Annotated in this window: 12 protein-coding genes and 1 pseudogene; 4 read left to right on the top strand and 9 right to left on the bottom strand. The window is 65.6% G+C overall.

Annotated elements, in window-relative coordinates:
* Nucleotides 1–96: 96 nt before the first annotated feature.
* From ON062_RS00350 to ON062_RS00330, 5 genes and pseudogenes are all read right to left on the bottom strand, one after another.
* Nucleotides 97–3,171, bottom strand: a pseudogene (locus ON062_RS00350) (efflux RND transporter permease subunit); the annotation flags it as partial.
* A 147-nt stretch (nucleotides 3,172–3,318) separates the two neighbouring features.
* Nucleotides 3,319–3,693 carry a CrcB family protein gene (locus ON062_RS00345; RefSeq protein WP_274645149.1) on the bottom strand — a complete coding sequence of 125 codons (375 nt, stop codon included), beginning with the start codon at nucleotides 3,691–3,693 and terminating at the stop codon, nucleotides 3,319–3,321.
* Nucleotides 3,690–4,127 (bottom strand): CrcB family protein, encoded by a 438-nt coding sequence (locus tag ON062_RS00340; RefSeq protein ID WP_274645148.1) that lies wholly within the window; start codon nucleotides 4,125–4,127, stop codon nucleotides 3,690–3,692. The genes ON062_RS00345 and ON062_RS00340 overlap by 4 nt, the downstream gene beginning before the upstream one ends.
* 38 nt (nucleotides 4,128–4,165) lie before the next feature.
* Nucleotides 4,166–5,152, bottom strand: a complete 987-nt coding sequence (locus tag ON062_RS00335; RefSeq protein ID WP_274645147.1) for a DNA topoisomerase IB — start codon at nucleotides 5,150–5,152, stop codon at nucleotides 4,166–4,168.
* A gap of 18 nt (nucleotides 5,153–5,170) precedes the next feature.
* Nucleotides 5,171–5,440 carry a Rho termination factor N-terminal domain-containing protein gene (locus ON062_RS00330; protein ID WP_274645146.1) on the bottom strand — a complete coding sequence of 90 codons (270 nt, stop codon included), beginning with the start codon at nucleotides 5,438–5,440 and terminating at the stop codon, nucleotides 5,171–5,173.
* Nucleotides 5,441–5,689: 249 nt separating this feature from the next.
* On the opposite strand from ON062_RS00330, the gene ON062_RS00325 reads away from it, so the two are divergent.
* The gene (locus tag ON062_RS00325) at nucleotides 5,690–5,854 is read left to right on the top strand and encodes a hypothetical protein (protein WP_274645145.1); all 165 of its coding nucleotides are present in this window, start codon (nucleotides 5,690–5,692) and stop codon (nucleotides 5,852–5,854) included.
* A gap of 98 nt (nucleotides 5,855–5,952) precedes the next feature.
* On the opposite strand, the gene ON062_RS00320 is transcribed toward ON062_RS00325, so the two are convergent.
* Nucleotides 5,953–6,777 carry a TipAS antibiotic-recognition domain-containing protein gene (locus ON062_RS00320; RefSeq protein WP_274645144.1) on the bottom strand — a complete coding sequence of 275 codons (825 nt, stop codon included), beginning with the start codon at nucleotides 6,775–6,777 and terminating at the stop codon, nucleotides 5,953–5,955.
* Between the two features lie 144 nt (nucleotides 6,778–6,921).
* Here ON062_RS00320 and ON062_RS00315 point away from each other — a divergent pair, with 144 nt between their 5' ends.
* Together ON062_RS00315 and ON062_RS00310 are read left to right on the top strand one after the other, a co-directional pair.
* Nucleotides 6,922–7,845: a DUF4097 family beta strand repeat-containing protein gene (locus tag ON062_RS00315; RefSeq protein ID WP_274645143.1), complete on the top strand. Its 924-nt coding sequence runs from the start codon at nucleotides 6,922–6,924 to the stop codon at nucleotides 7,843–7,845.
* Nucleotides 7,842–8,456 (top strand): PadR family transcriptional regulator, encoded by a 615-nt coding sequence (locus tag ON062_RS00310; RefSeq protein WP_274645142.1) that lies wholly within the window; start codon nucleotides 7,842–7,844, stop codon nucleotides 8,454–8,456. Before ON062_RS00315 ends, ON062_RS00310 begins: the two co-directional genes overlap by 4 nt.
* A gap of 38 nt (nucleotides 8,457–8,494) precedes the next feature.
* Here ON062_RS00310 and ON062_RS00305 read toward each other — a convergent pair whose 3' ends face one another.
* Entirely contained in the window at nucleotides 8,495–9,034 is a 540-nt protein-coding gene (locus tag ON062_RS00305; RefSeq protein WP_274645141.1) for a universal stress protein, read from the bottom strand.
* Between the two features lie 153 nt (nucleotides 9,035–9,187).
* Here ON062_RS00305 and ON062_RS00300 point away from each other — a divergent pair, with 153 nt between their 5' ends.
* Nucleotides 9,188–9,373 (top strand): DUF3073 domain-containing protein, encoded by a 186-nt coding sequence (locus ON062_RS00300; protein ID WP_274645140.1) that lies wholly within the window; start codon nucleotides 9,188–9,190, stop codon nucleotides 9,371–9,373.
* Between the two features lie 53 nt (nucleotides 9,374–9,426).
* Here ON062_RS00300 and ON062_RS00295 read toward each other — a convergent pair whose 3' ends face one another.
* Nucleotides 9,427–9,792 (bottom strand): TIGR02611 family protein, encoded by a 366-nt coding sequence (locus tag ON062_RS00295; protein ID WP_274645139.1) that lies wholly within the window; start codon nucleotides 9,790–9,792, stop codon nucleotides 9,427–9,429.
* A 236-nt stretch (nucleotides 9,793–10,028) separates the two neighbouring features.
* A complete protein-coding gene (gene purF, locus ON062_RS00290) occupies nucleotides 10,029–11,489 on the bottom strand; it encodes an amidophosphoribosyltransferase (protein WP_274645138.1) in 1,461 nt (486 codons plus the stop codon).
* Between the last annotated feature and the right edge of the window lie 5 nt (nucleotides 11,490–11,494).

Here is an 11,494-nt window from a genome sequence, read left to right as displayed (position 1 = left end):
ACCCGTCGGCTCATCGCCACCTGAGCCATCCCCAAAACCACCAGAATCAGACCCCGAACCGTCAGAACCCGAACCGTCACCACCCTCGCGGCGACGACGCTTCTCGGCGCGGCGCTCCTTGGCGCCCTCGACGAGGTTGTACAGCGTCGGCAAGACGAGCAGCGTCAGAACGGTCGACGAGATGAGTCCACCGATCACGACGATCGCGAGCGGTTGCGAGATGAACCCACCCTGACCGGTGATGCCCAGCGCCATCGGCGTGAGAGCGAAGATCGTCGCGAGCGCGGTCATCAGGATCGGGCGCAGACGACGCGCGCCACCAGCGATCGTCGCGTCATGGGCACTGAGCCCCTTCTCGCGGTACTGGTTGACCAGGTCGACCAGCACGATCGCATTCGTGACCACGATTCCGATGAGCATCAGCACACCGATGAGCGAGGCGACACCCAGCGGCACGCCGGTCGCGATCTGCAGCAGGATCGCACCGGTCGCCGCGAACGGCACTGACACCAGCAACAGCAGCGGCTGACGCAGCGACTTGAAGGTCGCGACCATGATGATGTAGACGATCAAGATCGCGGCGAGCATCGCGAGGCCGAGCTGGCTGAACGAGTCCTGCTGCTGCGAAACCACGCCGCCAAGCTCTGCATCGGCAGCAGCCGGCAGATCGGCGTCCTCGAGAGCCTCGGTGACCGTCGCGGTCGCGGCCGCAAGGTCGTCGGTCGACGGCGTGACCGATACGGTCGCGGTGCGCTGACCGCGCTCGGTGGTGATCGACGCCGGGCCGACGCTCTCCTCCACGGTCGCGATGTCTTCGAGCGGAACAACGCCGAGCGCGGTCGGGATGCTCAACTGGCGCAGGTCTTCGAGCGACTGCGGGGTTTCGGATGCCGCGAGGTACACCGTCAGTGCGGTGTCATCGACTTCGACCGAACCGATCGACTGTGCCTGCATCGTGTTCGACACGATGGCGCCCACGGCGACCTCTGACAGGCCGCGCTCGGCGGCGGCATCCCGATCCACCTCGACGGCGATGTAGGGAAGCGAGGCCGACAGGTTGCTCGAGACCTGCCCGATACCGTCTTGACCCTCGACCGCGGCAACGACCGCGTCGGTGGCCTCCTGCAGCGTAGACGAGTCGGGGGCGGTCACCTCGATGGCGATGTCGCTGCCGCCGAAGCCACCCTGCGAAGCGCCGATCGTGATCGTGCCGACGTCGTCGAGGTCGGCCACGGCCTCGGTGACCTCTTCGCGAATCGCGACCTGGTCGTAGCTGGGGTCGGTGGTGACCGAGTAGGTCACACCCGAGCCGCCACCCGAGAAAGCGTCGAGGAGGGCCGAACCACTCGTGCCGATCGACACCTGGACAATGTCGATACCGTCGATACCGAGCAGGGCCTCTTCGACGGGTTCGGATGCCGCTTCCTCGGTCTCAAGGCTCGGCGCCGGGCCGAGGTCTTGCGTCACGGTGAAGGTGTTCTGACCGCTGTCACCGAGGAAGTTGGTCTTCATGAACGGCGCCGCTGCGACGGTGCCGCCGAGCACGAGAACGGCCAGAAGCAGCGTGATCCACGAGTGCTTGAGCGTCCAGGTGAGGATCGGCACGTATGTGCGCTGCAGGCGGCTGTATGGCGCTGCCTCGTCTTCGGGGTCGATCTGCACGCCGTTCGCGTCGAGCAGCGGCTTGCCCGGCCGCAGGAACCAGTATGCGAGCACCGGCACAATCGTGAGCGCCACGAACAGCGACGCGGTCATCGCGATCGTGACGGTCAGCGCGAAGGGCCGGAAGAGCTCACCGGTGACATCCCCCACGAACGCGATCGGGAGGAACACCGCCACCGTGGTGAGCGTCGAGGATGTGATGGCGGATGCCACTTCTCGCACACCGAGAAGGATTGACGCCTTCTTGTCAGCGTCGCCCACGTAGTGCCGCTTGATGTTTTCGATCACGACGATGGCGTCGTCGACGACGCGGCCGATCGAGATCGTGAGTGCACCGAGGGTGAGGATGTTCAGCGAGTAGCCGAACGTCTGAATCCCGATGAAGGTGATGAGCACGCTCGTCGGGATCGAGATCGCCGTCACGAGCGTCGCGCGCACTGAGAGCAGGAAGACGAGGATGACCAGCACGGCGAAGACGAGGCCGAGCATGCCCTCCTTGGCGAGCGTGTCGATCGACTCCTGGATGAACGGCGCCTGGTCGAAGACGACCGTGAGGGTGACACCGCCCAGCGACTCTTCGATATCAGGGAGGAGTGCCTGCACGGCGGTCGACACGTCGACCGTGTTGGCCGACGGCAGCTTCGTAATCGCGATGGTGATGGCCGGCTCGCCGTTGACGCGCGAGATGCTCGTGACCGGGTCCTGCTCCTGCTCCACCGTCGAGACGTCGCCGATGGTGACGAGGTCACCCTGAAGCTGCTCGGCCGAGGTGCCCACGAGCGGCAACGCGGCGATGTCTTCGACGCTCGTCAGCTTCGACCCCGTCTGCACGGTCAGGGTCTCGGCGTCCTCGGTGATCTGGCCACCGGGGAACAGCACACCGTTCTGCTCGAGCGCGTCGGTGATCGCCTGCTGGGTGAACCCTGCAGCGGCGAGATCCGCGGCATCCGGGGTGATCGTGACGCGTTGCCCGACGCCACCGACGATGCCGGCGGAGTTGACGCCCTCGACGTCTTCAAGGTCGGGAATGGCGGATGCTTCGAGCTCAGCCTGAATTGTCTCGGCGTCGTCGTACCCCGTGACGGCGATCTGAATCACCGGCAGATCGTCGATACTGGCGAGGATCACCTGCGGCTCGACGCCGTCGGGGAGCTGGTTCGAGATGCGGTTGATCGCCTGCGTCAGCTTCTGCTCGGCGGTGCCGAGATCGGTGCCGTACGTGAACGATGCCTGCACGACCGACGCGTTCGTGGTGCTGGTCGCGGTGGTCGATTCGAGCCCCGGCACCCCCTGGATCGCCGTCTCGATCGGCGTCGAGACATCGTTGTTGACGACATCGGGCGATGCGCCCGGGTACGTCGAGACGATGATGACGGCGGGGAACTCGATCGACGGGATGAGCTCTTGCTTGAGGCTGGTGAGCGCGATGCCGCCGAACAGCGCGGCGACGATCGTCACGAGCGCGATCAGGGCGCGGTTCTTCAGGCTCAGGATGGCGAGGTTCGACATGGCGGGCCTTCGCTGGTGAGGGTGCAGATCCCGCGCGCGGACGGCGGGGTTGGATACGGGAATGTATCGGTTGTCCATTCTTCCATGGGCCCTCGCGCGGTGACGCCATCGGGCGCACGCGGGGCCGTCACCGCATCACGGCGAGAGTTATTGCAAAAGGAACGCGAGCCCGAAGCCGGCCGCCGCAGCGGCGAGCGCGGCCACCAGGGTGCAGAATGTCGTGATCAGAGACGCTCTGCGCTGGCGGCGCTCGGCCAGCAGCACGCTTTCAACCGATACCGTGCTGAAGGTCGTGTAGCCGCCGAGCAGCCCGGTGCCGATCACGAGCACCATGTCCGAGTTGATGGCGGCGCCGAACCCGGTGAGTAGCCCCAACGCGAACGATCCCGTGACGTTCGCGATGAAGATGCCCCACGCGACTGTGAGGCCATCGCGCGAGGGCCACAGGCGGTCGAGGATGTAGCGAAGCCCCGCCCCGACGCCCCCGGCGATGGCGAGCGCGACCAGCACACCGGTGCTCACTCGGGCACGTCCTGTTCTTCCGCAGCGACCGGTCGTGCCACGCGCCCGATGATCACACCGATCCGCGCCGCGAGGAGTCCGAGAACAACGGATGCCACCACCAGCACGACCGCGAATAGCGGCGTAGCTGTCATTTCGACCGCGTGCACGGCGAACGCGCTGTAGGTGGTGAATCCTCCCAGCACTCCCGTGCCAAGAAAGGCGCGCCAGCGGGGGAAGTCCGTCCCCAGCGCGGCGATGACGAAGCCCAACAAAAGCGAGCCGACGACGTTGACGGCAAGTGTGACCCACGGCACCGCTGTGAACGCGATGCCTGAAGCATCGCCCGCAGGCGGAGGGCTGGCCGGAACGGTGAGCGCGGCGCGCACCAGAACGCCGACGGCGCCCCCGAGGACCACCACACCGAGGGTGCGCGGGTCGATCGCGTGCGGCATGACGCAACGCTACTGGCCAGCGCGCGGGTGGCGCACCCTCACTCCGTTGACGTCGGCTGCCGTGTTGGCCTGATGAGCGCGCGAATGGCCGATTCGGGCGAGACGCTCAGGTCGAGCAAGTGGCCCACGCGATAGCGCGTGAACACGCGCGGGTCGATGTACGAGCTCCGCGCCACCGACGGGGTGTTTCCCAGCGCATCTGCGGTGGCCTGCACTGCCAATCGCTCCGCACGAGTTCTCTCCCGCTTCGTGTCCACGAGCCCAATACGGGCGAGCGCATCCGCCGCGTTGATAGTCCCCCGCAGAGTCCGGAAGTCCTTCGCAGTGAAGGTTCCGCCGGTGAGTCCGCGTACATGCGCATTCACCTCCGCAGGGGTAAGCGGCACGCGTGAGCGCCCTCGCTCCCACGCGAGCAGCGGGCCGCGCGAACGCTGTGCAGCCAGCTCGCTGATCACGGCCGCGAGATCCTCATCGTCGATCTCGAGGAACTGCCGCTTGCCGCTCTTCCCCGGAAAGCTCAGCACGACACGCGTGCCCTCAACGACGGCATCCCGCCGCTGCAGCGTCGTCAATCCACGACTTCCGTGGGCGGTCAGGTAGCGCTCCGACCCGATGCGCGGCGCTGCTTGATCGAGGAGCCGGAAGGCCGCCGCGAGCACGCGCTCGCGGTCGATGTCCGGTCGTCGCAATGACGTCGTGACCCGACCTCGGGCCCGCGGCAACGCCTCGGCCAACAAGAGAGCGCGCGCATACTTACCTTTGTCGCGCCCTGCCGACCACTGCGGGTGGTACACATACTGACGGCGCCCCGCGTCGTCCACGCCTACGGCTTGGATGTGGCCGTCCGGGCGGTGGCAGATCCAGACCTCTTGCCACGCCGGCGGGATAACCAGTTCGCGGATCCGCTCGACGTGCTTCTCCGAGACCGCCCGTCCCCGGGCATCCACATAGCGAAAGCCGCTGCCGCTCCGGATCCGACGTATGCCGCGATCTGCATACGGCTGTACTCGCGTGAGTCGCGGCATCCGCTTCGTTCCTCTCTATCAGTGGTTGCGAAGCATGCTGACGAGCTCGGACTTCCTCTTGTCGGAGTACCCCGACAGTCCGATTTCCTTGGCGCGCTTCTTCAAGTCGCGCACCGTCCAGTCCTCGTACGAGCCGGACTCTCCGCCGCGCCTGCCGACGTCGCTCCGTCCGTCTCGCGCGGCCGCGTTCGAGATGCGCGCGGCTTTCTCCTTCGATGCGCCGTCGTCGCGCAACTCTTCGTACAGTTCGGGGTCTTTCAGGCTGTTCGGTCCGCTTCCACCGGGCATGGCGTCTCCCTTCGCTCGTGGCGACCCTTCGCACGCTAGACCGCTGAGGGCGCCGCGACGATGGGCTTGACAGCCACAGCAACGGCGCGATAGCCCGTCGGCATATCGTCGGCCATGTAGCACTGCGGGGCATTGCTCCGCAAGGCCCTCGATCCGAGCGTCGAAACCTGCCACGGTCTCTAAGTGCCCAACAGGCATCAGGCGCCGATCCCCCTGTCGGAACCTGCGAAAAGAGAAGGAGCACCCTCCATGAATCTCGCACTGATCATCATCATCGCCATCGCGATCATCCTGGCCATCGTCAGCGGGCTCGGAGAGGCTCTCGGCTTCCTCCTGTGGGTCGCGATCATCGTCGGTGTCATCGCACTCATCGCCCTGTTGTTCCGCCTTATCACCGGAAGCCGGGCCGGGTAGCCCCTAGCCGAACGATTGAGATGCGGATGCCGCGACCATGACCGGTCGCGGCATCCGCATTTTGTGTCTCTGGGCTTATCCCCGCGGGCTGGCGCGCATCACAGATGCGCTGCGGCGTAGACCTGCAACGCCTCACGCACGAACTCCGCTCCTGCGCTCCCACCGTCAGCGGTTGCGTAGTTCGCGCCGAAGCGCTCATCGGCGACGTACATGTCGGCCAAGCCCAGCACGTACGCCTTCACATCCCCACCGGGATTCGCGGCCGGCGTGCCGGGCACGCTCCGCAGCCACTCGACGTGGCGCTGAGCGAGGGCCTGAGCGACATCCGAGTCGGCCGCCGCACCACTCTCGGCCGCGCGAACCCAATCGGCACTCAGCTGCGCAACGTCCTGTTGCCAGGCTTTCTGCTCGGCCGGCGACTTCGCCCGCCACCAGGCGTCGCTATCGGCGTAGGCTCTCTCGCCCCAGCGCTGCTCGACTTCGTCTTTGTACTGCGTGTGATCGAAGCCGTCGAACATCTTGTCTGCCATGAGTTTTTCACCCCCTTCCAATGCATCGATGGTGTGTTGCACTGACGCGATCTGTCGCGCCAGGCGGTTCTGTTCCTCGCGCAACCACGTGAGGTGAGAGCGGAGCGCGTGAGACTCAGCTGCAGTCGGTGAACCCGCGTGCGCATTGCCTTCGGGATCGCGTCCGGCGAGTGCGTCCGCGATCTGCGGCAGGCCAAGTCCCAGATCTCGCAGCAACAGAATGCGCTGCAGTCGGCGCAACGCGCGCTCGTCGTAGTAGCGGTACCCGTTGTGGCCGATCCGGCTCGGCGTCAGGATTCCGACGTCGTCATAGTGGCGCAGCGTGCGGCTCGTCGTGCCGGCCATCTTCGCAACTTGCTGAATCGACCACTCCGGCAGTGTCGTCGTATCCATATCGCGCTCCTTTCGTCTCGTGACAACGGTAAAGGTTGACGTAGCGTCAATGTCAAGGAGAAGTCATGGAGAAACGCGATATAACGTGTTATCGTCTAGGCGGACACGATATATCGCGAGTCCCCTCACCCTTGGAGAACAGTCATGACCCTCGAAAAGTGGATCATCCACCCCGGAGAGACACGCGTGATCGACATCGACACGGTGCGCTCCCTCAAAGTCGGACTCGTCGGAGGCCAGATCGACGTCGTCGCTCACGACGAACCCGGCGCCCGCATCGAGGTGCACGGCGTCACCACAAAAGACCTGCGCATCGAAATCTCGGGCGATCTGCTCGAAATTGATCACCCGCAGCTGCGCTGGGACAACTTCCTCGAGGTGTTCCGCAACTTCGGCTCGGGCGGACCTAAGGCTGAGATCAGCGTCGCGGTGCCGCGATCGGTAGCACTCTCCCTCGGCGTCGTCAGCGCCAGCGCCCTCGTGGCGGGCCTGCACAGTGACGCGCGCCTGAACACCGTCTCGGGCGACATCATCGTCGACGGCCTGTCGGGTGACGTCACGATCAACGCCGTCTCGGGCGACGTGAACGTGCGGGGCCTTGTGGGTTCACTCAATGCCAACTCGGTCTCGGGCGATGTCGCCGCCACCGGCGAACTGCGCAAGGCGACCGCCGACACCGTGTCGGGCGGGGTACTTGTCGACTCCGTCGGTCCGATTCAGGCCATCAGCCTGAATACCGTGAGCGGAGCGTCGACCGTGCGCCTGGACGAGGGCTACCCCGCCAACTACGTCGTGCGCAGCGTCAGTGGTCGCGTACAGATCGACGGCCACGTGCGCTCGGGGCAGGGCACCGGACCCACGACCAACTACAACGGTGCGGTCGGTGAGCTCAGCGGCTCGTTCGTCGACGTCCGCGCGAACTCGGTGTCGGGCGACATCACCGTGCTGCGACGCGCGGCTGCGCCAGCCGACGCCCCCGTCACAGAGGACCAGGCTCCCTCCGCTGATGGCGAGGCGCCGGTTACCGATGGCGAGGTTCCCGTCGCCGATGGCGAGGCACAGCGATGAGCCCCGCCGTCTTCTCCCACGGCGACCTCCGCCTGTATCTGCTCAACCTGCTCGACGAGGGGCCCCGCCACGGGTACGACATCATGCAGGCGCTGTCGGATCGCACGGGTGGCACGTACACCCCCAGCGCCGGAACGATCTACCCGCGGTTGGCGAAGCTCGAAGAAGAGGGCCTGGTGACCAAAAGCGTGGACGGCCGCAAGTCGATCTACGCGATCACCGAAGCGGGCCACGCCGAAGTGATAAGCCGCGCGGGCGATCTCGAGGGCATCGAAGCCGGCCTCGCCGACAGCGTGCGCCTCATCGCCGACGAAGTCCGAGGCAGCGTCCAAGAAGCGATGAAGAGTTTGCGAGCAGACCTTGCCGCCGCCCGTCGCGCCGAAGAAGACGCCGCCCATCGCACGCCGCCACCCGCGGACGATGTGCGCGGGCGCAGTCGCGAGCAGCTTAACCGCGCCGATGCGCTGATCAACGAGTTCCGTGGCCGCGTGCGCGGTGACCTCCGCTCGCACGTCGCGCGCGGAGGGGAGTTGGATGCCACGGTCGTCACCGAACTTGAAGAAGCACTCGACGCGGCCGGTCGCGCGCTCACACGCGCGCTCGCTCGCTGACCTGAGACTCTCTCGCTGAGGTCAGCGCCTCGTCTGCTCTAGGCGGGCCAGATCTCTTCGTCGTCGGGCGCGGGCTCACCGAGCGGCACGACCAGGATCGTCCGATGCTGGCGGTGAGCCAGTCGCGCTCCGACAGAACCGGTGAAGAACTCTCGGATCGATTCGCCGAGGCCGCGCTTGCGAGTACCGACGACGAGCAGTTTCGCGTCGACCTGCTCGGCCAGGTGCTTGATGGCCATGGCCGGGTCACCCACCAGCTGCCGCACGCTCCAGGTCCCCGCGAAGTCAGCCAGAACTTCGTCGGCCTGTGCCTGCACGGCGACGAGTTCCCCCTCACCCGCGGCGATGTTGATGTCGATCGGCGCCGAGTGGACGTAACCGTCCGGATCCTCGTACGTGACGAATCGCGTGACATCGACGTGCACCACGATCAGAGGAGCACCAAGCAGGCCCGCGTAACGCGCCGCCTCTTTGAGAACACGACTCGACTGGTCCGGAATCACCCCGACGATCACGGCCCCGCGCACAGCAGGATCGGCTGCGGCCTTGTCGTCGATGTCGGGTGCGTCATTCGTCATCTGTGTACTCCTTCGACACGGCTCGGGGGCCCGGAGCCGCCGAGTGTGGAAGGCTCCGTGTTATTCTGAATGCTACTCTTACCGGCTTGATGCCGGCCCAACGTTGAAGCGGGCATTCGTATAGTCCGTAACTCAGAAATGAGGGGGTCTCGCATGGGGCGTGGCCGTCAGAAGGCGAAGCACACCAAAATCGCCCGAGAGCTCAAGTCGTACAGCCCGAGCGTGAACTATTCCGCTCTGGAGCGCGAGTTGGGTCACCCGTCGAACGAAGATCAGTACGTCGACAAGTGGGCAGATCAGTACGCTGACGAAGACGAGGATGAGCTAGAGCGAGCGTAACCACGCTCGTCCAGCGACAACTCTGCACGAAACCTTCGGGGACGCGGTACGCGTTACCCGGAGGTTTTGCGCGTCTTCTCTGCGCGGCGCTGGCGCCACCAGGTCCAGAACCGGTCGAGCATGCTCTTGAGCCAGCTCGAGATGCGGTGCGCCCAGTGGAACTCGGTTCCCAGCACCGCGAGGCCGAGGAACACGATGAGCCAGCCCGGCCCGGGAAGCGGCACCAAAATGAGCCCGCCGATAGCGAGAATGCTGCCGGCGATCGCGACGCCGACCCGGTACGCGATTTCGACTCGGGGATGCTCGGCCAACCAGGCGCGGATGCGACGCATCGTGCGGCGAATCGGACGTTCGGGGTTCTCAGCGGCGACGATGTCGTCGCGGATCTCCCGCTCGAGCGGCGCCGTGTCAGAAGACATGGTGCGACCGTAGCGAGCAATCCGGCGAAACCGCCGGGAGTCTGCTCCACACCACGTGCACGCGGACTGGGTCCCGCCGCGCCGCGGCATCCCACCCTGCAGACCGTCGCGCCGCGGCATCCCGCGATCCACTCTCGCGACAGTAACTGAGGAAATTTCGCTCCGCGAGGAGCGCCAGCCTCAGATCGCCCTCAGCACGAGAATTCTCCTCAACTAGCGCTGCCACTGGATCGGTCTCAGGACTCTTGCGAGCCTTCCACCCAGGCGAGGTACTCGTCAGACACGGTGCCGGTGACGTAGCGGCCGTCGAAGCAGCTCATGTCGAGGTCGTCGAGGTCCGACCCCTCGAGGATGGCGGCCTTCAGGTCTTCGACCTCTTGGTACACCATGTAGTCGGCGCCCAGCTCTTCGGCGATCTCGGGGATCGTCCGGCCGTGCGCGACGAGCTCGTGACGCGAGGGCATGTTGATGCCGTACACGTGCGGGTAACGCACCGGGGGTGCCGCCGAAGCGAAGGTGACCGAGGTGGCGCCGGCATCCCGAGCCATCTGGATGATCTCTTTCGAGGTCGTCCCGCGCACGATCGAGTCGTCGATGAGCAGAACATTCTTGCCCTTGAACTCGCTCGACATGGCGTTGAGCTTCTGGCGCACGCTCTTCTTGCGTACGGCCTGGCCGGGCATGATGAAGGTGCGGCCCACATAGCGGTTCTTGTAGAAGCCTTCGCGGTACTCGATGCCGAGCTTTCGGGCGACCTGCATGGCCGCGGGGCGCGACGAGTCGGGAATCGGCATGACCACGTCGATCGCCCCGGAGGGCGTGTACTTCGCGATGGTGTCGGCGAGCCGCTCCCCCATGCGCAGGCGCGCCTCGTACACCGAAATGCCGTTCATGACCGAGTCGGGTCGGGCGAGGTAGACGTACTCGAACGAGCACGGCGCCAGCTGCGTCTCTTTCGCGCACTGACGAGTGTGCAGGTTGCCGTCCAGATCGACGAAGATCGCCTCGCCCGGGAGAACATCGCGCACGACCTCGAACTCGCCGTTCTCAAGAACGAGCGATTCGCTGGTCACGACCCACTCGTAGGTTCCGTCGTCGTTCTTCCGGGTTCCCAGAATGAGGGGACGGATGCCGAAGGGGTCACGGAACGCGAGAAGACCGTAACCGGCGATGAGCGCGATCGCCGCGTACGAGCCTTCGACCCGCTCGTGCACGCGCTCGACGGCCCGGAACAACTGCTCGGGTTCGAGCTCATCGCCCGAGATCGACGCCTGAAGCTCGTTGGCGAGAACGTTGACGAGAAGCTCGGTGTCGCTCGTGGTGTTGAGGTGGCGACGGTCCTTGCGGAACAGCTCCTCGGTCAGCTCACGCGTGTTCGTGAGGTTGCCGTTGTGAACAAGCACGATGCCATACGGAGCGTTGACGTAGAACGGCTGCGCTTCTTCTTCGTTCGACGCGGCGCCCTTGGTGGCGTAGCGCACGTGGCCGAGGCCGAGGTTTCCGAGCAGTCCGCGCATGTCGCGCGTGCGAAACGCCTCGCGCACCTGACCGCGCTCCTTGTGCACGTGGAAAACACCATTGGGTTCTGCCGTGGCGATACCCGTGGAGTCCTGTCCGCGGTGCTGCAGGAGGAGGAGGGAGTCGTAGATCTCTTGGTTGACGGATCCTCGACCCACCATCCCGACGATTCCGCACATGGGGT

Origin of the sequence: Microbacterium sp. C7(2022) (genome assembly GCF_028823665.1) — a bacterium.
Classification (GTDB): Bacteria; Actinomycetota; Actinomycetes; order Actinomycetales; family Microbacteriaceae; genus Microbacterium.
Note: the sequence above shows the minus strand (reverse complement) of the source record. Positions and strands in the feature narration are given on the sequence as shown.

Bases quoted from the DNA above. Each gene is read 5' to 3' on its own strand.
- purF (WP_274645138.1), bottom strand. From the start codon at position 11,489: ATGTGCGGAATCGTCGGGATGGTGGGTCGAGGATCCGTCAACCAAGAG.
- ON062_RS00305 (WP_274645141.1), bottom strand. From the start codon at position 9,034: ATGACGAATGACGCACCCGACATCGACGACAAGGCCGCAGCCGATCCT.
- ON062_RS00315 (WP_274645143.1), top strand. From the start codon at position 6,922: ATGACCCTCGAAAAGTGGATCATCCACCCCGGAGAGACACGCGTGATC.
- ON062_RS00320 (WP_274645144.1), bottom strand. From the start codon at position 6,777: ATGGATACGACGACACTGCCGGAGTGGTCGATTCAGCAAGTTGCGAAG.
- ON062_RS00340 (WP_274645148.1), bottom strand. From the start codon at position 4,127: ATGCCGCACGCGATCGACCCGCGCACCCTCGGTGTGGTGGTCCTCGGG.
- ON062_RS00335 (WP_274645147.1), bottom strand. From the start codon at position 5,152: ATGCCGCGACTCACGCGAGTACAGCCGTATGCAGATCGCGGCATACGT.
- ON062_RS00330 (WP_274645146.1), bottom strand. From the start codon at position 5,440: ATGCCCGGTGGAAGCGGACCGAACAGCCTGAAAGACCCCGAACTGTAC.
- ON062_RS00300 (WP_274645140.1), top strand. From the start codon at position 9,188: ATGGGGCGTGGCCGTCAGAAGGCGAAGCACACCAAAATCGCCCGAGAG.
- ON062_RS00295 (WP_274645139.1), bottom strand. From the start codon at position 9,792: ATGTCTTCTGACACGGCGCCGCTCGAGCGGGAGATCCGCGACGACATC.
- ON062_RS00310 (WP_274645142.1), top strand. From the start codon at position 7,842: ATGAGCCCCGCCGTCTTCTCCCACGGCGACCTCCGCCTGTATCTGCTC.
- ON062_RS00325 (WP_274645145.1), top strand. From the start codon at position 5,690: ATGAATCTCGCACTGATCATCATCATCGCCATCGCGATCATCCTGGCC.